At 69.7% G+C, this 21,401-nt stretch carries 22 protein-coding genes; 18 read left to right on the top strand and 4 right to left on the bottom strand.

All coding sequences use genetic code 11. From position 1 onward, the window contains the following. Window positions 1-18: 18 nt before the first annotated feature. Both dapA and IE173_RS05385 read left to right on the top strand, forming a co-directional pair. On the top strand, window positions 19-996 hold the full coding sequence (dapA, locus tag IE173_RS05390) for a 4-hydroxy-tetrahydrodipicolinate synthase (RefSeq protein WP_191282324.1): 978 nt from the start codon (window positions 19-21) through the stop codon (window positions 994-996). Continuing rightward, window positions 996-2,672 carry a ribonuclease J gene (locus tag IE173_RS05385; RefSeq protein WP_191282323.1) on the top strand — a complete coding sequence of 559 codons (1,677 nt, stop codon included), beginning with the start codon at window positions 996-998 and terminating at the stop codon, window positions 2,670-2,672. The genes dapA and IE173_RS05385 overlap by 1 nt, the downstream gene beginning before the upstream one ends. On the opposite strand, the gene IE173_RS05380 is transcribed toward IE173_RS05385, so the two are convergent. The 3 genes from IE173_RS05380 to IE173_RS05370 are packed head-to-tail and all read right to left on the bottom strand — an operon-like array spanning window position 2,669 to window position 4,790. Next, window positions 2,669-3,058 carry a hypothetical protein gene (locus IE173_RS05380; RefSeq protein ID WP_191282322.1) on the bottom strand — a complete coding sequence of 130 codons (390 nt, stop codon included), beginning with the start codon at window positions 3,056-3,058 and terminating at the stop codon, window positions 2,669-2,671. The two genes, IE173_RS05385 and IE173_RS05380, sit on opposite strands and share 4 nt — an antisense overlap. Before the next feature lie 50 nt (window positions 3,059-3,108). Then, entirely contained in the window at window positions 3,109-4,188 is a 1,080-nt protein-coding gene (locus IE173_RS05375; RefSeq protein ID WP_191282321.1) for a glycosyltransferase, read from the bottom strand. A gap of 2 nt (window positions 4,189-4,190) precedes the next feature. Next, window positions 4,191-4,790, bottom strand: a complete 600-nt coding sequence (locus IE173_RS05370) for a TetR/AcrR family transcriptional regulator (RefSeq protein ID WP_191282320.1) — start codon at window positions 4,788-4,790, stop codon at window positions 4,191-4,193. 238 nt (window positions 4,791-5,028) lie between these two features. Here IE173_RS05370 and IE173_RS05365 point away from each other — a divergent pair, with 238 nt between their 5' ends. The 15 genes from IE173_RS05365 (at window position 5,029) to dapF (ending at window position 19,133) form a co-directional block, all read left to right on the top strand. After that, window positions 5,029-6,015: an efflux RND transporter periplasmic adaptor subunit gene (locus IE173_RS05365; RefSeq protein ID WP_191282319.1), complete on the top strand. Its 987-nt coding sequence runs from the start codon at window positions 5,029-5,031 to the stop codon at window positions 6,013-6,015. A 1-nt stretch (window position 6,016) separates the two neighbouring features. Further along, window positions 6,017-6,742, top strand: coding sequence for an ABC transporter ATP-binding protein (locus IE173_RS05360; RefSeq protein WP_191282318.1), 726 nt, complete (start codon window positions 6,017-6,019; stop codon window positions 6,740-6,742). Then, entirely contained in the window at window positions 6,739-7,974 is a 1,236-nt protein-coding gene (locus IE173_RS05355; protein WP_191282317.1) for an ABC transporter permease, read from the top strand. The genes IE173_RS05360 and IE173_RS05355 overlap by 4 nt, the downstream gene beginning before the upstream one ends. A gap of 49 nt (window positions 7,975-8,023) precedes the next feature. Further along, window positions 8,024-8,707, top strand: coding sequence for a hypothetical protein (locus tag IE173_RS05350; RefSeq protein WP_191282316.1), 684 nt, complete (start codon window positions 8,024-8,026; stop codon window positions 8,705-8,707). 55 nt (window positions 8,708-8,762) lie between these two features. Next, window positions 8,763-11,399, top strand: coding sequence for an FtsK/SpoIIIE family DNA translocase (locus tag IE173_RS05345; protein ID WP_191282315.1), 2,637 nt, complete (start codon window positions 8,763-8,765; stop codon window positions 11,397-11,399). 41 nt (window positions 11,400-11,440) lie between these two features. Next, window positions 11,441-12,064 (top strand): CDP-diacylglycerol--glycerol-3-phosphate 3-phosphatidyltransferase, encoded by a 624-nt coding sequence (gene pgsA, locus IE173_RS05340; protein WP_191282314.1) that lies wholly within the window; start codon window positions 11,441-11,443, stop codon window positions 12,062-12,064. Window positions 12,065-12,078: 14 nt separating this feature from the next. Next, on the top strand, window positions 12,079-12,546 hold the full coding sequence (locus tag IE173_RS05335; RefSeq protein ID WP_191282313.1) for a CinA family protein: 468 nt from the start codon (window positions 12,079-12,081) through the stop codon (window positions 12,544-12,546). A gap of 145 nt (window positions 12,547-12,691) precedes the next feature. Beyond that, entirely contained in the window at window positions 12,692-13,024 is a 333-nt protein-coding gene (locus IE173_RS05330) for a helix-turn-helix domain-containing protein (RefSeq protein ID WP_191282312.1), read from the top strand. Continuing rightward, the gene (locus IE173_RS05325; RefSeq protein WP_191282518.1) at window positions 13,021-13,245 is read left to right on the top strand and encodes a DUF3046 domain-containing protein; all 225 of its coding nucleotides are present in this window, start codon (window positions 13,021-13,023) and stop codon (window positions 13,243-13,245) included. The genes IE173_RS05330 and IE173_RS05325 overlap by 4 nt, the downstream gene beginning before the upstream one ends. Before the next feature lie 271 nt (window positions 13,246-13,516). Next, window positions 13,517-14,650 carry a recombinase RecA gene (gene recA / locus IE173_RS05320; protein ID WP_191282311.1) on the top strand — a complete coding sequence of 378 codons (1,134 nt, stop codon included), beginning with the start codon at window positions 13,517-13,519 and terminating at the stop codon, window positions 14,648-14,650. 5 nt (window positions 14,651-14,655) lie between these two features. Further along, entirely contained in the window at window positions 14,656-15,279 is a 624-nt protein-coding gene (locus IE173_RS05315) for a regulatory protein RecX (protein WP_191282310.1), read from the top strand. A gap of 27 nt (window positions 15,280-15,306) precedes the next feature. Further along, the gene (locus IE173_RS05310; protein WP_191282309.1) at window positions 15,307-15,711 is read left to right on the top strand and encodes a hypothetical protein; all 405 of its coding nucleotides are present in this window, start codon (window positions 15,307-15,309) and stop codon (window positions 15,709-15,711) included. A gap of 79 nt (window positions 15,712-15,790) precedes the next feature. Then, entirely contained in the window at window positions 15,791-17,302 is a 1,512-nt protein-coding gene (gene miaB / locus IE173_RS05305) for a tRNA (N6-isopentenyl adenosine(37)-C2)-methylthiotransferase MiaB (protein WP_191282308.1), read from the top strand. A 5-nt stretch (window positions 17,303-17,307) separates the two neighbouring features. After that, window positions 17,308-18,213: a tRNA (adenosine(37)-N6)-dimethylallyltransferase MiaA gene (gene miaA / locus IE173_RS05300; RefSeq protein WP_373298448.1), complete on the top strand. Its 906-nt coding sequence runs from the start codon at window positions 17,308-17,310 to the stop codon at window positions 18,211-18,213. A gap of 26 nt (window positions 18,214-18,239) precedes the next feature. Next, window positions 18,240-19,133, top strand: a complete 894-nt coding sequence (gene dapF / locus IE173_RS05295; protein ID WP_229841898.1) for a diaminopimelate epimerase — start codon at window positions 18,240-18,242, stop codon at window positions 19,131-19,133. Here dapF and IE173_RS05290 read toward each other — a convergent pair. Next, complete coding sequence (locus IE173_RS05290; RefSeq protein ID WP_191282307.1) at window positions 19,130-19,789, bottom strand: class I SAM-dependent methyltransferase; 660 nt, start codon at window positions 19,787-19,789, stop codon at window positions 19,130-19,132. The two genes, dapF and IE173_RS05290, sit on opposite strands and share 4 nt — an antisense overlap. 53 nt (window positions 19,790-19,842) lie before the next feature. Between IE173_RS05290 and hflX the strand changes: the two genes are divergently transcribed. After that, the gene (gene hflX, locus IE173_RS05285) at window positions 19,843-21,366 is read left to right on the top strand and encodes a GTPase HflX (protein WP_191282306.1); all 1,524 of its coding nucleotides are present in this window, start codon (window positions 19,843-19,845) and stop codon (window positions 21,364-21,366) included. Window positions 21,367-21,401 lie beyond the last annotated feature (35 nt).

Genomic DNA, 21,401 nt, shown 5'->3' with positions numbered 1-21,401 from the left:
ACCGGTAGCCTGAACTACGTGTCGTCGCAAGAGAATCCTTTCGGGCAGGTGCTCGTCGCGTTGGTGACCCCGTTCACCCACGACGGAGAGGTGCACTGGGCCGACGTCGAGAAGCACATCGACGACCTGGTCGGCCACGGCGTCGACGGAATCGTCGTCACGGGTACCACGGGGGAGACGAGCACGCTCACCGACCCCGAGAAGATCAAGCTCGTCGAGGTCGCGAAGGATGTCGCGGCGGGCCGCGCGAGCGTGATCACCGGCGGCGGATCCAACGAGACGGCGCACGCGATCGAGCTCTACAAGAAGAGCGAGAAGGCCGGCGCCGACGGCATCATGATCGTCACGCCGTACTACAACAAGCCGACGCAGGCCGGCATCCTCACCCACTTCCGCATGGTCGCCGACGCGACCGACCTGCCGGTGATCCTGTACGACATCCCCGGCCGCACGGGCGTCGAGATCAAGTACGAGACGATCCTGCGCGCCGCGAAGCACCCCAACATCCTCGCCGTGAAGGATGCCAAGGGCGACCTGAGCGAGGTGAGCCGCGTGCTCAACCAGACCGACCTCATGTACTTCGCGGGCGACGACGCCAACGTGCTGCCGACTCTCGCGATCGGCGGAACGGGTCTCATCGGGGTGACCGCGAACATCGCCCCCGAGCCGTACCGCCGCATGGTGGATGCCGTCAACGCGAACGATCTCGACAGCGCGCGCGCCGCGCACCAGGCGCTCGAGCCGCTCGTGCGGGCCACCATGACGCACGTGCCCGGCACGGTCGCGGCGAAGTACATCCTGCACGGCTTCGGCCGCATCTCCACCCCGCGCGTGCGGTTGCCGCTCGTCGGGCCCGAAGAACATGAGGCCGCCCTGATCGAGGACGAGATCGCCCTGGTGCACGACATCGAGGGCATCGACCCGAAGAGTTTCCGTCCCGACGCGAATGCGGCAGCCGGTGGCGCCCTGCCGAAAATCGCCGGGACGACGCGCTGATGGCCGACGACCTGTTCGACCCGCCGATACTCGCCGACGGCACCCTCCGGGTGTTCCCGCTCGGCGGGCTCGGCGAGATCGGTCGCAACATGACGATCTACGAATACGAGGGCAGCCTCCTCGTCGTGGACTGCGGCGTGCTGTTCCCCGAGGAGCACCAGCCCGGGGTCGACCTGATCCTGCCCGACTTCGCCCCGATCCGTGACCGGCTCGACGACATCGTCGGCGTCGTGCTCACCCACGGTCACGAAGACCACATCGGCGCCGTTCCGTACCTGTTGAGGCTGCGCCGCGACATCCCGCTGATGGGGTCGCGACTCACGCTCGCGCTCGTCGAGGCGAAGCTCAAGGAGCACAAGATCGCGCCGCAGACGCGCGAGGTGAAGGCCGACCAGATCGACCGGTTCGGGCCGTTCGAGCTCGAGTTCGTCGCCGTCAACCACTCGATCCCCGATGCGCTCGCCGTCGCCATCCGCACTCCCGCCGGCCTCGTGCTGCACACGGGCGACTTCAAGATGGACCAGCTGCCGCTCGACGGCCGCATCACCGACCTGCGTGCGTTCGCCCGTCTCGGCGAGGAGGGGGTCGACCTCTTCCTCCCCGACTCGACCAACGCCGACGTGCCGGGCTTCACCCCGCTCGAGCGCGACATCGGCCCGGTGCTCGACCACGTCATCTCGCGGGCGAAGAAGCGCGTCATCGTCGCGTCGTTCTCGTCGCACGTGCACCGCGTTCAGCAAGTGCTGGATGCCGCGGTCGCCAACGAGCGGCACGTCGCCTTCGTGGGGCGCTCGATGGTGCGCAACATGGGCATCGCCGCCGACCTCGGCTACCTCGACGTGCCGGACGGCATCATCGTCGACCTGAAGACCGCCCTCAACATGCCCGACGACCGCGTCGTGTTCATGAGCACCGGGTCGCAGGGCGAGCCGATGGCGGTGCTGGCCCGCATGTCGAACCAGGATCATCAGATCGAGGTCGGCGAGGGTGACACCGTCATCCTCGCGTCGAGCCTCATTCCGGGGAACGAGAACGCGGTCTTCCGGGTCATCAACGGGCTCACCAAGCTCGGCGCCAACGTCGTGCACAAGGGCAACGCCAAGGTGCACACCTCGGGGCACGCGGCCGCCGGCGAGCTGCTCTACTGCTTCAACATCATCAAGCCGCGCAACGTGCTGCCGGTGCACGGCGAGGCCCGGCACCTGCGTGCCGCCGCCGACCTGGCGATCGAGACGGGTGTGAAGCCGTCGCGCGCGATCATCGGCGAGAACGGTATCGTCGTCGACCTCAAAGACGGCGTCGCCAAGGTCACCGGCCAGCTCGACATCGGGTTCGTCTACGTCGATGGCTCGACGGTCGGCGAGATCACGGATGCCGACCTCAAAGACCGCCGCATCCTCGCCGAGGAGGGCTTCATCTCGATCTTCATCGCGATCGACGTGCAGACCGGCAAGATCATCGTCGGTCCCGAGATCCAGGCTCGGGGCTTCGCCGAAGACGACTCCGTGTTCGACGGGGTACGCCCGCAGATCGTGAAGGCCCTCATCGAGGCGGCGGAGAGCGGAACGCGCGACCAGCACGGCTACCAGCAGATCGTGCGCCGCACCGTCGGCCGCTGGGTGAACACCCAGCACCGCCGCCGCCCGATGATCATCCCGGTCGTCATCGAGGCCTAGCCGGCGAGGCCGAGCACGGTCAGCACGACGGCGGCGATCCCCAGCGGCGGACCGAACGGCAGCTCGAACCCGATCCAGAACACCGCCTGCGCAAGGAGCAGCACGAGCGCGGCGATCGCCCCGACCACGGCGGTGCCGGGCAGCCACAGCAGCACCGCCGACCCGAGGGCGAGGGCGCACACGGCGCTGAACGCGACGAGCAGCGTCGCACCGAACGGCACGCCCCACTTCTCGAACATCCCGGGCCCATAGGTCGGGAAGCCCCAGAGACGCCACACCTCCCCGACGCGCAGGTAGTGGACGGCGCCGATCACTCCGGGGATCCCGAAGCCGAGCGCGAGGAACGCGACCACCCCTGCCGCGATGCGGAACCAGATGAGTGCCATGGGGGATGATCTCGCCGTCCGGTCGCGTGGTGCAAGAGCCCGCCGCGCGGCTATCGCGCCGCGGCGACGCCTTCGATGATCTCCGTGGCCGACGCCACTCGTGCGTGATGGAGTCGCGCGCCGAAAGTGGCGACTCGCTGTCGGGTCGCGGCGTCGCCGAGCAGTCGCTGGATCTCGCGTCGGATCCGGGCCGGCGATGCCGAACGGGACAGGCGGGATCCGATCCCGAGTCGCGCGAGGGCCTTCGCGATTCCGGGCTGGTCGCCGAGCGGATTCACCGGCAACGCGAGCACCGGCACTCCGGCGGCGAGGGCGCGCACGGTTGTTCCGTGCCCGCCGTGGCCGACGAGGAGCGCCGCGGTCGGGAGGACCGCATCGTGGTCGATCCACGGCGCGGCGTCGACGTTGTCGGGGAGTCGCAGGGCGGTGGTCTCGACGAGCCCACCGCCCGAGAGCAGGCCCCGCACCGGCAGCTCGCCGAGCGCGTCGGCGATCGCCTGCAGGGTGCGTTCCTGCCCGGGGTTGGGCGTCGTGCTGAGGCTGACCACGACGAGCGGCGCTCCCGCAGCCGGGGTGCCGGGGTGCGGCAGGCGATCCACCGGGCCGACGTGGTGCACGTGCTCGGGCATCGCGGCGTCGCCGTCGAGTTCGCGGGCCGACGTCACCAGCACGGCTTCGGGGGCGTCGAGGGATGCCGCGGCATCGCCCCCGCCGAGCAGCCGGATGATCACGCCGAACGGCCCGCGCGCGGCGTCGCGCAGGAACGACCACGGGGTGTGCACGACGCTGATCGTGCGGATGCCGGCCGCCGCCAGTGTGTTCACGGTCGCGACGAGCAGACAGTCGACGACGACGGCATCCGCCTCTTCGCGCCGTGCGAGTTCGAGGATCTCGGCCGCCAGCCGACGATCGGCGAACACCCGGGAGAGTCCGATCGCGGCACCGAGCTGGCTGCGGGGTCGGCGCGGGCGGAAGGGCGTGGCATAGGGCCGCGCCTCGAGCCCGGGCGCCGTCTGGTGGGGTTCGAGCAGCATCGTGACGTCGTGCCCGCGCTCGGCGAGTTCGCGGGCGATGGCCGACATCGGGGGCATGTTGCCGCCGGCATCGAAGGTCGCAACCAGCATTCTCATCGTCACTCCCTAGGGTCGGGTGCCGCCAGCACGGCGGCGGTCAGGGCGCGCATCCGCGCCTCGGTCGTGTCGCGGTCGAGCCCACGATCGCGCCGGAGCAGGCGCCAGGTCGCGAGATCGGTGGTGACGACGAGGAGGTCGTGGAGCGCCGTCCGTGCGGGCTCGGGGCGCTTCGCGAGGTCGGCGGCGAACAGCCCGGCGACCCAGTCGCGGTGCTGGCGTCGCCCCTGTTCGGTGATGGAGCGGATGCGGGCATCCGCGTCTTCCTGAGCGACCATCCGGGTCACGAAGTCGCCACGGGACTCGTAGTGGTCGAGCAGTCGGCGGAATCCGGAATCGATGTCGCCGCTGTCGACCGCGCGTTCGGCGGCGATGTCGGCCGCTCCGGCGACGATCGCCGCGTCGAGCAGCTTCTCCCGGGAGCCGAAGTGCCGCAGCACCGTCTGCACGGTGGTCTCTGCGCGCCGCGCGACGTCGTCGAGCCTGATCTCGAGGGTGAGCTTCTCCTGTGCCGCGTCGATGACGGCGCGCAGGATGCGGTCCCGGGTCTGCGCCGCGCTCGTCGCACGGGCCGACATCCGATAGCCGCGGGTGGAGGTCATGCGCACACGTTAGGTCGGGACACCATTTCATGTCAATACGAACTAACGCGAAATATCATGCGCCTGTCGAGCGCGACTCATCCTCGAGAATGAGCCGGTCAGGCGGAACGCGCCCTTAGAGTCCAGGAAGCAGACGTTCGACCCGGCCGAATGGTTGGGATGCGTTCGACCGCCTGCGCTGGTTCGATGAGGTGAGCCGTGTCTCAGGGGCGCGGCACCCGTGTGATTGGAGTGCGCCGTGTCCGTAGCCCGCAAATGGGTCTTTCCGATCATCGGACTCGTCGTCGCAACGGCGATCGCCGTCGCGCTGATCAAGCTCGCATTCTTCGGAACCTCGGTCGCCGGGGTCGGCGCCGAGGAGCCGACCGGTGGGTTCGTCGACCCGCAGGTGCCGGTCATGATCGGCACGGTCAGCAACGATGTCGTCTTGAGCGGCACAGTCAAGGCCGACGACGCGGTGCCCGTCAAGGCGCCGCTCGACGGCACCATCACCAGCGTCGAGGTCGGGGTCGGCTCAGTCGTGGCAGCAGGACAGCAGATCGGCATCGTGAAGGGGTTCAACGCCGCGGGGCGCACCGTCACCGTGGGGATCGCCGCTCCCGTCGCGGGCACCATCTCGGCCCTGAGCATCGTGCCGAACCAACAGACCACCGCGGGCACCGCGATCGCCCAGATCGCCCCGCCCGGCTTCTACGTCACCGCCTCGGTGCAGCCCACCGACCGGTACCGCCTCACCTCCGCACCGACGGAAGCCACCGTCACGGTCACCGGAGGGCCGGCTCCGTTCACCTGCACCGGGTTGACCGTCACGACTCCGCTCGCGGGCGCCTCGAGCGGCTCCGGCGAAGACCCGGGCACCGGCGACCCGAACGCGGGTTCGGGCACCACGGCACGGTGCGTCGTCCCCGCGGATGTCACCGTCTTCCCCGATCTCGTCGCCCAGCTCACGATCTCGGCGGGAGTCGCCGAGAACGTGCTCGTCGTTCCGGTGACCGCGGTGCTCGGCTCGGCGGAGTCGGGCGTCGTCTACGTCGTGATCGACCCCGAGACCGGGGAGACCGAGGAACGCCCGGTGACCCTCGGGCTCTCCGACGGCATCAACGTCGAGATCGTCGACGGCCTCGAGGAGGGCGAGCTGGTCATGCAGTTCGTTCCCGGGGCCCCCGCGGGAGACCCGGGGATGCCCACCGACGGCGGCGTCGTGATCTACGGCAACGGCGGCTGAGATGGCCTTCGTCGAACTGGAGGGCGTGACCCGCTCGATCGATCTTCCCGACGGCGGGCGCCTCGACATCCTCAGAGGCGTCGACCTGCGTCTCGAGATCGGTGATCACGTGAGCATCGTCGGCCGGTCGGGTAGCGGAAAGTCGACGTTGCTCAACCTGCTGGGCCTCATCGACACGCCGACGAGCGGTCGGCTCGAGTTCGACGGCACCCCGCTCGACGAGCTGGATGCCGGCGAGCGCGATCGTCGTCGGGGTCGCGATGTCGGCTTCATCTTCCAGCAGTTCAACCTGCTGCCCGGGCGCACGGCACTCGAGAACGTGGTCACCCCGCTGCTCTACGCGACCGGCACCCAGTTCTGGAAGCGCGACAAGATCGCCCGCGAGATGCTCGAGCGCGTCGGGCTGGGCGCCCGAGCCTCGTCGACTCCCGACCAGCTCTCGGGAGGCGAGCAGCAGCGCGTCGCGATCGCGCGTGCGCTCGTGCGTGGCCCGCGCCTCATCCTCGCCGACGAGCCGACCGGTGCCCTCGACGTCGAGACCGGCGCGACGGTGATGGAGCTGCTCGACTCCGCCGCCGAACAAGCGGGGGCTGCGCTCATCACCATCACCCACGACCCGAACGTCGCCGCTCTGGCGAGCCGGCACTACCGCCTCGATGGCGGGGTGCTGCACGAGATCGCGTCCGACCACGTGCGCAGCCTCGCGGCGACGGGAGCGACGCTGTGAAGGCCGGGCTGTGGGCGGCCTTCGTCGGGGCCGTCGTCGAGGCGTGGGCCGAGTTGCGCATCCACAAGACCCAGGTGCTGCTGAGCCTCATCGGGGTCGGTGTCGCGGTGACGGCCCTCACCGGCGTCGTCGCGGCCGGATCGATCGCGACTCAGGCGACGGTCGAGGGCTTCGAGCGCGGCAGCGGTCGCCCCGCGACGGTGGCGGTGTGGGCGTACAACCCGGTCACGGGGGAGCAGCCGTCGAAGACCGACCTCGATGTCGCCTTCGCCACGGCGATGGAGCGCTACGGCGTCACCTACACGAACCGCACCATGTACGGCGGTCTGTCGGTGCAGTTCCCCGACGGCGTGATGGGGATCTCGGCCTTCGGCGTCGACCAGCCTTACGGGGCGATGCACCGGATCTCGCTCAAGCAGGGCGCCTGGTTCACCGATCGCGACGCTCTGCGGCTCGCCCCGGCGATCGTGGTGAGCGAGGAGATCTGGGAGCGACTCGGGTCACCCGACCTTCGGGTCGATCCGACGATCGGCATCGTCACCCCGACGGGCACCGTCGATGCGATCATCATCGGCGTCACGCCGAAGCAGTCCCTCGACGGAACGTACCTGCAGGCGTACATGCTGAACGACGACTACGACGCCTTCGCGCCTCCCCAGGATCCGAACTACCCGCAGCTGCCGAATTACGAGGCCTGGGTGCCGCCGGAGGCCGCAGATCAGCTGCTTCCGATCCTGCAGCGCGACATCGCGGCCGCTCTCGGCGAGGGCTGGCAGGTCGACGTGCAGCGTCAGGACTACCTCGCATGGCAGGTCGACGACCCGCTCCTCGTCCCGAAGATCGTCATCACCGGCATCGCGATCCTGGTGATGGCCCTCGGCGCCTTGGGCCTGCTCAACATCGCCCTCGTGTCGGTGCGGCATCGCATCCGCGAGATCGGCATCCGCCGGGCGTTCGGAGCCACCGCGGGGCGGGTGTTCTTCTCGGTGATGATGGAGAGCGTCGTCGCGACCTTCGTCGCGGGTCTGGCGGGCGTGCTGCTGGCGATCGTGCTGATCCGCAACCCGCTCACCGAGTCGCTCCTCGCTCTCTACATCCAAGACATCCCGGGCTTCCCGATCGAGGCGGCACTCATCGGGCTGGGCGCCGCGACCCTGGTCGGCGCGCTCGCCGGCCTGCTGCCCGCCCTGGTCGCCGTGCGGGTGAAGGTGATCGACGCGATCCGGTACTGACGAAAACTCCCTCTGTCGCGAAGGGCGGCAGAACTGCCAGGATGCGGGCATGAGGCGCGTCATCCCGGCATCCCTGCTCGCCGTCACCTTCGCTGTCGCCCTGGCGGCGTGCGGACCCGGCGGAGCGACTCCCAGTTCCACGCCGACCGACAGCGGGTCGGCGACCCCGACCGAGACCGTCACCCCGACCCCGGAGCCGGAGACGCGGCCCGCGCTCGCCGACCTCGCCCTCGGGCCCGACGGCTTCGAACAGCTGCCGCTCGGCGAGGTGCCGACGACCGACCCCACCCTCGCGATGGTGACCTTCGACGCGGCGGCCTGCGGCGGCCTGGGGGTCTGGAACGCCGACCCGTCGTTCGCCTCGACCGACCCGAACGTCTACGGCGCCGGTACCGCGTTCTCGGTGACGAGTGACGGGCCGGGCGGACCGATGAGCCGCATCGACCTCAACGCGAACGACATCCCGACGACCGAGGGCATCCGCTTCGGCGACAGTCGAGCCGCGGTGGAGGCCGCTTACCCGGGTGCGGCCGTCGTCCCAGCGATTCTCACCGACATCTACGTCGTCACCGGCTCGGTGGGCACCCTCCAGATCGAGGTCGCGGCGGACGCGTCGCATTGGGCGGGATTCCGGCCCAACGACACCGTCGTCTACATCCACGCGTCGGTGCCCTCCTGGGGCACGTTCTCAGTGGCGGCGAGCGAGAACCTCCTCGGCGTCTGTCACGTGTAAGGCCAGGCGGGTGTCGCTCCCCGGTGGGGGCGCGCCCCGCGGGTACCGTGACCGCATGGCCACGAGCACCCGGTCGTCAAACGCGCGTGCGCGTTCGACCTCGCGCGCGCGCTCGACCACGTCGGCGGCCACGAAGCGCTACCCGAAGGGCAAGTCGCCGGCGAAGACCGAGGAACCCGGTGCGCTGACCAGCCTCTGGATGGGACTCGCCCACATCGTCGGCGGTGCCGCACGACTGTTCGGCAAAGAGACCCTCGCCCCCGAGGAGCGTCGCGACGGGGTGCCGTTCCTGCTGATCGTGCTGGCGATCGGCGGGGCGATCGTCGAGTGGTTCAACCCGACGCACGAGGTCGCGATCGCCCTCGACGCCTACACCTTCGGCGGCCTGTTCGGGCGCGTCGCGTTCGCCCTGCCGGTGATCATGCTGGTGTTCGCGGTGTGGCTGTTCCGGCATCCGTCGAGCGTGCACGACAACGGCCGTCTCGGCATCGGGCTCGTGCTGCTGCTGACCAGCGTCAGCGGACTCAGCCACCTGTTCGGCGGGCAACCGCAACCCGCCGACGGTGCCGTCGCGATGGCGCACGGCGGCGGCGTGCTCGGCTGGATCGTCGCCCAGCCGTTCGTCACGATCGGCGCGTCGTGGCTCGCGGTTCCCCTCGCCGGCGGCCTCATGCTGCTCTCGCTGTTCATCCTCACCAAGACGCCGCCGAACCGCATCGGCGCGCGCCTCGGCGAGGCCTACAGCTATCTGTTCGGCGCCGAGTTGCCGACGCGGGCGCCGAAGACACCCGCCGACCAGCTCGAACTCGGCTCGCTCACCGACCTCGGTTTCGAGCCCGAAGACCCGGCATCGATGCCGTGGTGGCGCCGCAAGAAGGACTCCACGGGCGACCCGGCGTTCGACACCCCGGTCGCCCGCGAACACGTGACGGATGTCATCGTGCCGCCGTCGGAGGTCAACCCGTTCGACCTGCTCGCCGAACTCGACAAGGCCGAGGATGCCGTGCGCCGCTTCACCGGCGAGGTTCCCCAGCGCGCGCGGGGGCTGCAGGACGACGGCTTCGGGGCGGGCTCGGGGGAGTCGGTCGCCACCGAGCTGCCCGACCCCGAGATCGCCGCGCCCCGCCCGCCGGCGCAACGCCGTCCCTACCGGCTGCCCGCGGCATCCAGCCTTCAGGCCGGCACGCCGCCGAAGACCCGCACCCCCGCGAACGACGAGACGATCGCCGCGATCACCGAGGTGCTCACCCAGTTCCAGGTCGACGCCAAGGTCACCGGCTTCAGCCGCGGCCCGTCGGTCACCCGCTACGAGATCGAACTCGGCGCCGGGGTCAAGGTCGAGCGGGTCACCGCGCTCGCCAAGAACCTGTCGTACGCGGTCGCGTCGAACGAGGTGCAGATCCTGTCGCCGATCCCCGGCAAGAGCGCGATCGGCGTCGAGATCCCCAACAAGGATCGCGAGATCGTCACCCTCGGCGACGTGCTGCGCTCCAGCGCCGCCGCGCGCTCGCAGCACCCGATGACGATCGGGCTCGGCAAAGACGTCGAGGGCGGCTTCGTCGTCGCCAACCTCGCGAAGATGCCGCACCTGCTCGTCGCCGGCTCCACCGGCTCGGGCAAGTCGTCGTTCATCAACTCGATGATCACGAGCGTGCTCATGCGCGCGAAGCCCGCCGAGGTGCGGATGGTGCTCATCGACCCCAAGCGCGTCGAACTCGCCGCCTACCAGGGCGTCCCGCACCTCATCACGCCCATCATCACCAACCCGAAGAAGGCGGCCGAAGCGCTCGCCTGGGTCGTGAAAGAGATGGACATGCGGTACGACGACCTCGCGTCGTTCGGGTTCCGCCACATCGACGACTTCAACCGGGCCGTGCTGTCGAACGAGATCGTGCTGCCGGTCGGGTCGCAGCGGCAGTTGCAGCCCTACCCGTACCTGCTCGTCGTCGTCGACGAGCTCGCCGACCTCATGATGGTCGCGCCGCGCGACGTCGAGGACTCGATCGTGCGCATCACCCAGCTCGCGCGGGCATCCGGAATCCACCTCGTGCTCGCCACCCAGCGCCCCTCGGTGGACGTCGTCACCGGGCTCATCAAGGCCAACGTGCCGTCGCGACTGGCGTTCGCGGTCTCCTCGATGACCGACAGCCGCGTCATCCTCGACCAGCCGGGCGCCGACAAGCTGATCGGCCAGGGCGACGGGTTGTTCCTGCCGATGGGCGCGTCGAAGGCGATCCGCGTGCAGAGCTCGTGGGTCACCGAAGACGAGATCCACGCGGTCGTCGCCCACGTCACCGCGCAGGCCCGGCCCGAGTACCGTGCCGACGTCGAAGCGGTCGTCGAGCGCAAGGAAGTGGATGCCGACATCGGCGACGACCTCGAAGTGCTGCTGCAGGCGGCCGAGCTGGTCGTCAACACGCAGTTCGGCTCGACCTCGATGCTGCAGCGGAAGCTGCGGGTCGGTTTCGCGAAGGCGGGGCGGCTGATGGATCTGCTCGAGTCGCGCGAGATCGTCGGCCCGAGCGAAGGGTCGAAGGCCCGCGACGTGCTCGTCACCGCGGAGCAGCTTCCCGAGGTACTCGCCCGGCTGCGCGGGGCTCCCGCCGCGACGGCCGGGGCCGCGGGCTCGGAGTATCCTGATGACGACGGCGGCTCGGATGGGGACGCTTGGAGTCTGACCGGCAGGGAGTGACGATGGCTCTCGACGGACCTCCCACGCCGAGGGTCAACCCGATGCGCGGTCGCGTCGTGCGTGGCGGTGAAGGAACCGCCAGTGCGGGCAATCTCGCCAACATCATCACGGTGTTCCGGATGCTGCTCGCCCCCGTCTTCATCGTGCTGCTGCTGCTCGACGCGGGGGCTGACGGCTACCTCCGCTACATCGCCGGCGGGCTGTTCATCTTCGCGTCCGCGACGGACGGCGTCGACGGGTTCCTGGCCCGCCGCCGCAACCTGGTCACCGACGCCGGCAAGCTGCTCGACCCGATCGCCGACAAACTCCTCACCGGCGGGGCGCTCGTCGCGCTCAGCATCCTCGGCGAGCTGCCGTGGTGGGTGACCGGCGTCATCCTCTTCCGCGAGGTCGGCATCACGGTGCTGCGGTTCGTCGCGCTCCGCGACCACGTCATCGCCGCATCCCTGCTCGGCAAGATCAAGACCTGGGTGCAGATCATCGCGATCTCGGCCGCCATCATCCCGCTGTGGACCTTCTTCGGCGACGGAATGCACGTCGTCAACGCCGTGCTGATGACCCTCGCGGTGATCATCACCCTGGTGAGCGGCGTCGAGTACCTCTGGCAGGCCTACAAGGGCCGCCCGTCCAGGCCATCCACCCCGCCCACCTCGTCGGTCGAGTAGGGCGCGCAGCGCCCGTGTCGAGACCCGCCGACCTCATCCGCACCCTGACGGAGCGTGGCCTGACGATCGCCGTCGCCGAGTCGCTCACCGGCGGTCTGGTCGTCGCCGAACTCGTCTCCATCCCGGGTGCCTCAGCCGTCGTACGGGGCGGCATCGTGGCGTACGCGACCGAGCTGAAGCACGACCTGCTGGGGGTGGATGCCGCCCTCCTCGCCGCGGGAGGCCCCATCCAGGCGGCGGTCGCCGAACAGATGGCGTCCGGTGTGCGCGAGCGGCTGCGCGCCGACATCGGACTCGCGACGACCGGAGCCGCCGGCCCCGACCCGCAGGACGGTCATGCGCCGGGGGAGGTGTGGATCGCCGTCGCGACGGCGGCCGGCATCCGCTCGGTGCGCCTCGAACTGGGAGGTGACCGGGCGAGCATCCGACGTGAGACCGTTGATGCAGCGATCGAGCTGGCGTCGATGTCACTCCCGGAATAGATGCCGTTTCGATCTCGTTACAGATCGTGTCGTCACAGGGTTTCCCTAGGCGACGCGAATTAGAGTTCAGGTATATCGGTGGGGTAGCCTTACCACCCCACCCGGAGCCCGCCAGGGTTCCCAAGACCTTGTGAAGGAGGACACCATGGTTCTGGTCCGTCAGGAAATCGGTGACGTCCTCCGTGACTTCCGCCTCCAGAAGGCGATGACGTTGCGCCAGGTGGCGTCGCGCGCTTCGGTCGCACTGGGCTACCTCTCCGAGGTGGAACGCGGTCAGAAGGAGGCGTCGAGCGAGATCCTCGCCTCGGTCGCCGACGCGCTCGACACCCCGATCTCGGTCATCATGCGCGAGGTGGGCGACCGTCTCGCCGTCATCGAGGGCGTCTCGTTCCACGCCGGCCCGTCGTTCGACCGCGTGCCCGACACGCTGCCCGACGAGCTGGTCGCCGAGTTCGACGCCGACCTCGCCGTCCGCTGAAGCTCAGCGAGTTCACCCGGGCCGTCGACGACGAGTTCGGTGCCTTCGGGCGCGTGTTGCTCCGTGACACCGTGATCGTCGAGCTGGGCAACCGCACGCCCGAGCAGGCGCTCGCCGTCGGCATCCCGGCTCGCGACGTCTGGATCGCCATGTGCCGCGTGCAAGAGGTTCCCGTCGAGCGGTGGCACGGCGCCGGTCGTCCGAAGCCCGCTCGCGGCTGATCGCCCCGCGACACGCCGAGGTTCGAAACCTCTCGAACATTCGTTCGGATGCGCGTAGTGTCCTCCACAGAGTCATTCGAAGACGAGTTGTGCGCGTTTCGCCCGTCGGTCCCGGCCGATGTCGGACCCCGGGCGTAGCGTCGCACTCGTCGGACACCGACTAGCCCTGCCGTGAGGGCGCTGACCTTGCTTCACCGGTCAGCGAGAGAACGGCAGCCGATGGGCGCACAGCATGCGAGGCGACCGTCTCGCCGAACTGAAGGAGACCGCAATGCCCAGTCCTGCAGACCGCGAGAAGGCCCTCGAGACCGCTCTCGCCCAAATCGACCGACAGTTCGGCAAAGGCTCGGTGATGCGACTCGGCAGCGACGAGCGCGCGCCGGTCGCCGTCATCCCGACCGGCTCGATCGCCCTCGACGTCGCGCTGGGCATCGGCGGCATCCCGCGCGGCCGCATCGTCGAGATCTACGGCCCGGAGTCGTCGGGTAAGACGACTCTGACCCTGCACGCCATCGCGAACGCGCAGAAGGGCGGCGGCATCGCGGCGTTCATCGACGCCGAGCACGCGCTCGACCCCGAGTACGCGAAGAAGCTCGGCGTCGACATCGACTCGCTGCTCGTGTCGCAGCCCGACACCGGTGAGCAGGCGCTCGAGATCGCCGACATGCTCGTGCGGTCCGGCTCGATCGACCTCATCGTCATCGACTCCGTCGCGGCACTCGTGCCCCGTGCCGAGATCGAGGGCGAGATGGGCGACGCGCACGTCGGCCTCCAGGCCCGCCTCATGTCGCAGGCGCTCCGCAAGCTCACCGGCGCGCTCAGCCAGACGCAGACCACGATGATCTTCATCAACCAGCTGCGCGAGAAGGTCGGTGTGTTCTTCGGCAGCCCCGAGACCACCTCGGGCGGCAAGGCGCTCAAGTTCTACGCGTCGGTGCGTCTCGACATCCGCCGCATCGAGACCCTGAAAGACGGAACGGATGCCGTCGGCAACCGCACCCGCGTCAAGGTCGTCAAGAACAAGATGGCCCCGCCGTTCAAGCAGGCCGAGTTCGACATCCTCTACGGCATCGGCATCTCCCGCGAGGGCAGCCTGATCGACTACGGCGTCGAGCACGAGATCGTGCGCAAGTCGGGCGCCTGGTACACCTACGACGGCGACCAGCTCGGCCAGGGCAAAGAGAACGCCCGCAACTTCCTGCTCGAGAACCCCGACATGGCGAACGAGATCGAAACCAAGATCCTCGCCAAGCTCGGGGTCGGTGCCGCGGGCAAGGCGGCTGCGGCGGCGGAAGCGTCGAACGTGGCCTCCATCGTCCCTGTGGTGGAGAAGCCTGTGGTCGAGAAGCCGACGCAGACGCCGGTGGCCGAAGAGCCCGCCGCACTGCGCGCGGCAGGGGAGTAGCCCCCATGGAACGGCTCGACGGCGACGGCGCGCTCGCTCGCGTCACCTACCTCCCGGGCGTCACGCCCGTCGAGGTCACGAGCGTGGAAGCCCCCCTCCACGATCCGGCGTCGTCGAGCCGTTCCCTCCCGCCATCCGCCGAACCAGCCCCCGGCGCCGCGCGCAACGTGTCGATCAGCGCGCTCGCCCGCCGCGGGCTCTCCCGTCGCGAGCTCGAGCGTCACCTGCGAGATCGGGACTTCAGCGACGACGAGATCGTCGACGAGGTCTCGCGTCTCGAACGCGACGGCTATGTCGACGACATCGCCCTCGCCCAGAACCTCGTCGGCACGCTGCAAGAGCGCAAGGGGCTCGGTCGGTCGGCGATCGCCGCGGAACTGACGCGACGGCTTCTCGCCCCTGCCGCCATCGAGTACGCGCTCGACCTCATCGACACCGGTGACGAGCTGTCGAGGGCCCGGGAGATCGCCGTCAAGCGCGCGGGCCAGTTGCACCACCTCGACCGCGAGACGGCGGTGCGTCGGCTGAGCGCCTACCTCGCACGCCGCGGCTATGGCAGCAGCACGATTCGGGCCGCCGTCGATCAGGCGCTCCCGTCGAGTGCGCGCCGTGGTGTCGCATTCCGCTGATCCACAGCCAGCGCTAAGGTGACGGTCATGACTATTCGTCGCACCCTTGCAACCGCGTCCGCAACCCTGCTCCTGCTTGCCTCGCTCACCGCGTGCTTCGGGATTCCGACCCCCGGTGGCAACACCGGCGGTGACACCGGTGGCGACACCGACACGATCGACCTCTCCGGCACCTCGTGGAGCGGCGTCGACTCCGACGGTGACTCCTGGGGCCTCGAGTTCCAGGGCGATGGCACGGTCGGCCTCACCTACAACGGTGACTCCTACGACGACGCGAGCGACACCTGGACCGTGAGCGGCGACACCCTCGCGATCCACGTCGCGTTCACGGACGGCGCCGTCGACATGACCGGGCCGGTGGCCGAGGACTCCATCGACCTCGACGGCACGTACACGGGCGGAACCTTCACCCTCACCATCACCCAGGACTAGTGAGATCTCGCGAAGGGGCCGGCGGCGACGTCGGCCCCTTCGTCGTTGCTGCCAGCGAGGCGCGCGTAGGATTCCGAGCATGACCGTGCTCGCGCAGCCGCGCACCTACGAGGTGCGCACCTTCGGCTGCCAGATGAACGTGCACGACTCCGAGCGGCTCTCCGGCAGCCTCGAGGCCGCCGGCTACGTGCGGGCCGACGGCGGGGTCGCGGATGTCGTCGTCATCAACACCTGCGCCGTGCGTGAGAACGCCGACAACAAGCTCTACGGAACTCTCGGCCACCTCGCGAGCACGAAGCGGGAACACGAGGGGATGCAGATCGCCGTCGGCGGGTGCCTCGCCCAGAAGGACAAGTCGGTCATCCTCGACAAGGCTCCGTGGGTCGACGTCGTCTTCGGTACCCACAACATGGGGTCCCTGCCGAGTCTTCTCGAGCGCGCGCGCCACAACGACGAAGCCCAGATCGAGATCCTCGAGTCGCTCGAGATCTTCCCGTCGACTCTGCCGACCCGTCGCGACTCCACCCACAGCGGGTGGGTGTCGATCTCGGTCGGCTGCAACAACACGTGCACCTTCTGCATCGTGCCGTCGCTTCGTGGAAAGGAGAAGGACCGCCGCCCCGGCGACATCCTCTCCGAGATCGGGATGCTCGTCGCCGACGGCGCCATCGAGGTGACGCTGCTCGGGCAGAACGTGAACTCCTACGGCGTCGAGTTCGGCGACCGCCTCGCGTTCGGCAAGCTGCTGCGTGCAGCCGGCGAGATCGAGGGGCTCGAACGGGTGCGGTTCACCAGCCCGCACCCCGCCGCCTTCACCGACGACGTCATCGACGCGATGGCCGAGACCTCGAACGTCATGCCGCAGCTGCACATGCCGCTGCAGTCGGGATCCGACCGCATCCTCAAGGCCATGCGTCGCTCGTACCGCTCCGAGAAGTTCCTCGGCATCCTCGACCGCGTCCGCGCGAAGATGCCGCACGCGGCGATCTCGACCGACATCATCGTCGGCTTCCCGGGGGAGACCGAGGAGGACTTCGCCGAGACGCTGCGCGTCGTGGAGCAGGCCCGCTTCGCCTCGGCCTACACCTTCCAGTACTCGATCCGCCCCGGTACCCCCGCGGCGACGCTGCCCGACCAGGTGCCGAAGGAGGTCGTGCAGGAGCGCTACGAGCGTCTCATCGAGCTGCAGGAGCGCATCTCCGCCGAAGAGAACCAGAAGCTGGTCGGCCGCACCGTCGAGGTGCTGGTGGCGACGAGCGAAGGCCGTCGCGACGTGGAGCGGGGTCGCCTGTCGGGCCGCGCGGAAGACAACCGGCTCGTGCACTTCGAGGTGCCCGAGGGCAGCCAGATCCCGCGTCCCGGCGACGTCGTCACGGTCGAGGTCATCCGCGCCGCCCCGCACTTCCTGATCGCCGCACCTGCGGGCGCCGAGCTTCCCGTGCGGCGCACCCGCGCCGGAGATGCCTGGGACCGTGCCGAAGCCGAGTCGTGCGCCGTTCCCGCCACCCCGGTCGACGCCGCCGGACGGGTGAGCCTGGGGTTGCCGACGATCGGCCTCCCCACGATCGGCCTGCACTCCACCGCGAGCTGACGCGCGTGCTCATCGCGGTCGTCGGCGCCACCGGCACCGGCAAGTCGTCGCTGTCGCTCGACCTCGCATCCCGGCTCCGCGATGCGGGCCGTGACGCGGAGATCGTCAATGCCGACGCGATGCAGCTCTACCGCGGCATGGACATCGGCACCGCGAAGGTTCCGCTCGCGGAGCGACGCGGCATCCCGCACCATCTGCTCGATGTACTCGAGCCGCGCGAGGAAGCGAGCGTCGCCCGCTATCAGGTCGAGGCCCGGGAGGTGGTCGACGGGATCCTCGCGCGGGATGCCGTGGCCATCCTCGTCGGAGGCAGCGGCCTCTATGTGTCGAGCGTGCTGTACGACTTCCAGTTCCCGGGAACCGACCCGCACGTGCGGGCGCGGCTCGAAGCCGATCTCGAGTCGGGCGGCCCCGGCCTGCTTCATCGCCGGTTGCAGAATGTCGACCCGGCGGCCGCGGCGGCGATCGGTCCGGCCAACGGGCGGCGGCTCGTGCGTGCCCTCGAGGTGATCGAGATCACCGGGGCCCCGTTCGGCGCGGGGCTGCCCGACGAGACGGCACTCTGGCGCCCGAGCGTGACGATCGGGCTGCGGATCCCCCGCGAGCGACTCGTCGAACGTCTCGACGAACGCGTGCACGGGATGTGGCGGGAGGGCCTCGTCGCCGAGGTGGAGCGACTGATGCCGGCCGGCCTCGGGGTGACCGCGAGCCGGGCGATCGGCTACGCGCAGGCCGTCGCCCAGTTGCGCGGCGAGTCGACCGAGCAGCAGGCGATCGAACAGGCGGCCGCCCTCACCCGCCGCTACGCCCGCCGCCAGGTGAGTTGGTTCGGGCGCTACCGGCAGACCCGGTGGCTCGACGCGGACGACCCCGCTCGCGTCGATGCGGCGATGGCCGTCGTCGGCGCGTGACCGCCGACCGCAGATACCATCGCCTGGTGGCTACCCAGATCGACGAACGCCGGATCGCCTTCACCAAGGGGCACGGCACGGGCAACGACTTCGTGTTGTTCGCCGACCCCGACGGGCGGGTCGACCTGGATGCCGACGACCTCGCCGCCCTTGCCGACCGGCACTTCGGCGTCGGTGCGGATGGCGTCATCCGCGCGGTCCGCTCGGCGAACCTGCCCGAAGGCGCCGCGGCCCTGGCCGAGGACCCCGCCGCCGAATGGTTCATGGACTACCACAACGCCGACGGCAGCCCCGCGGAGATGTGCGGCAACGGCATCCGCGTCTACGGGTCGTACCTGATCGCGCAGGGTCTGCTCGATCTCGCCGTCGGCGAGACGGTCGCCATCGGCACACGCGGCGGGGTGCGACAGCTCACCCGCACGGCCGCCGGCTTCGAAGTCGACCTCGGCCCGTTCGTCGTCGCCGGCGACGCCATGGTGGCGGCGGACGGGCTGCACGTCGACCGCCCGGGTCTCGCGGTCGGGGTCGGCAATCCGCACGTCGTCGTCGCCCTCGCCGACGACAGCGAGCTGGATGCCCTCGACCTCGGCGATGCCCCGGTCGTGACGCCGCTGCCGCCCGACGGCGTGAACGTCGAGTTCGTCGTGCCGGCCGATCCGCTCGTCGAGAACGGCGTCGGCCGCATCCGGATGCGGGTGCACGAGCGCGGCTCGGGCGAGACGCTCTCCTGCGGCACCGGTGCCGCTGCGGCCGCGCTGGCGACCCGGCACTGGGCGGGGGAGGGCGCCCCGGATGCCTGGAGCGTCGACGTTCCCGGCGGCACCGTAGGCGTGCGGGTTACGCCGACGGCGGACGGCGCCCACGTGCTGCTGAGCGGACCGGCCGAGCTGGTATTCTCGGGAACTATGAAGCTGCTCTAAGAGACCACGGTCTTGTCGATGATGTCGATCGGTTGAGTCAGACCCGAACGACGCCGGCAGCGCAGCACTCGGTAGCCCTTGTTGGTGGCCGCGCGCAAGACCGCGAACTCTCTCGGCAGCTCCGCCTGCAGCCAGCGCTGCAGCGAGTCGGACCCCAGGTTGCGTTGTACGACCAGCCAGCCGTCCGAGCCGGGCTCGAGCCGCGGCAGCCAGTGCAGCAGCATGGCGTGCAGTTCGTTCTTGCCCACCCGGATCGGCGGGTTCGACCAGATCGTGGTGAACATCGCATCAGCCGGAACCTCGTCGGGGGTGACGGCGTTGATGTTCGTCAACCCGAGCTGCGCGGCGTTCCGGCGCACCAGTTCGAGTGAGCGCTCGTTGACGTCGACCGCCCAGACCGTGGCCCGCGGGGATTCGAGCGCGAGTGAGATCGCGATCGGCCCCCAGCCGCAGCCGAGATCGAGCAGATTGCCGCCGGGCGGTGGCGCCGGAACGTGGGACAGCAGCACCGAGGTGCCGACATCCACTCGTTCCGGGCTGAACACGCCGTTGGCCGTCGTCAGCTCGAGATCGCGGCCGGCAAGACGCACCTGGATGGTGCGGGGCACGAGTTCTCCGCCGGGGTTCGCCGAGAAGTAGTGCTCGGGGGCGGGCATGCGTATGAACCTACCGAAAACGACCAGAGCTAGAGAACTAGGGTGAGACGACAATGACCGAATCCCAGACCACTGATTCCCGGGCGACGGAGCCGGACCGCGCCATCGGGCGGATTCTCGCGGCTGAGGAAGCCCGTGCGGCGACGGTGAGCCGGTTCGGCGACCGCCGGGCCGAGGCCCTCCACGACGACGAGACCAGCACCGCCGACCTCGACGGCGAGCAGCTCGACCGCGAAGAACGTGCCGCCCTGCGGCGCGTGCCGGGGCTGAGCACCGAACTCGACGACGTCACCGAGGTCGAATACCGGCAGCTGCGTCTCGAAAACGTCGTGCTCATCGGCGTATACAACCGGGATGCCGACGAGGCCGAGAACTCGCTGCGCGAACTCGCCGCCCTCGCCGAGACCGCGGGCGCCGTCGTGCTCGACGGGTTGCTGCAGCGCCGCCCGCATCCCGACCCGTCGACCTACTTCGGCCGCGGAAAGGTGCAGGAGCTCGCCGACATCGTGACTGCGCTCGGGGCCGACACCGTGATCGCCGACACCGAGCTGGCCCCGAGCCAGCGGCGTGCGCTGGAGGACCAGGTGAAGGTCAAGGTGATCGACCGCACCGCGGTCATCCTCGACATCTTCAGCCAGCACGCCAAGAGCCGCGAGGGCAAGGCGCAGGTCGAGTTGGCGCAGCTCGAGTACCTGCTGCCGCGACTGCGCGGCTGGGGCGAGTCGATGTCCCGTCAGGCCGGTGGCCAGGTGGGCTCCGGCGGCGCGGGCATGGGCAGCCGTGGTCCGGGTGAGACGAAGATCGAGCTCGACCGCCGCCGCATCCATGACCGCATGGCGAAGCTGCGCAGGCAGATCAAGGGGTTCGCGCCGGCTCGCGAGGCGAAGCGGGCCAACCGCGACCGCTTCGAGGTGCCGAGCGTCGCGATCGCCGGGTACACGAACGCCGGCAAGTCGAGTCTGCTCAACCGCCTGACACAGGCCGGCGTGCTCGTGCAGAACCAGCTGTTCGCGACCCTCGACCCGACGGTGCGCCGCTCGTCGACCCCCGACGGACGGGAGTTCACGCTCGCCGACACTGTCGGGTTCGTGCGCAGCCTGCCGACCCAACTGGTGGAGGCGTTCCGTTCGACGCTCGAGGAGGTCGGTTCGTCCGACGTCATCGTACACGTCGTCGACGGCGCGCATCCCGACCCCGGGGCTCAGCTCGCCACGGTGCGCGACGTGATCGGCGAGGTGGGCGCACGCGACCTGCCCGAGATCGTGGTGTTCAACAAGGCCGACCTCGTGGATGATGACCGCCGGTTGGTCTTGCGCGGGCTCGAACCCGACGCGATCTTCGTGAGCGCCCGCACGGGGGAGGGGATCGACGAGCTGCGTGAGCGCATCGCCGAGCGGCTCCCGCAGTGGGATGTCGAACTCGACCTGCTGGTGCCGTACGACCGCGGCGACGTCGTGGCGCTCGCTCATCAGAAGGCGCGGGTGCTCGAGACCGAATACGAGGAAGACGGCACGCGCATCAAGCTGCTGGCGACCGACCGCATCGCACGGATGATCCGCTCGGCACTCGGGAGCTGAGCCAGGCGAACTCACTGCGTCGGCTGGGCAACCGC

This window comes from Pseudolysinimonas yzui (assembly GCF_014653215.1).
GTDB lineage: Bacteria > Actinomycetota > Actinomycetes > Actinomycetales > Microbacteriaceae > Pseudolysinimonas_A > Pseudolysinimonas_A yzui.
Note: the sequence above shows the minus strand (reverse complement) of the source record. Positions and strands in the feature narration are given on the sequence as shown.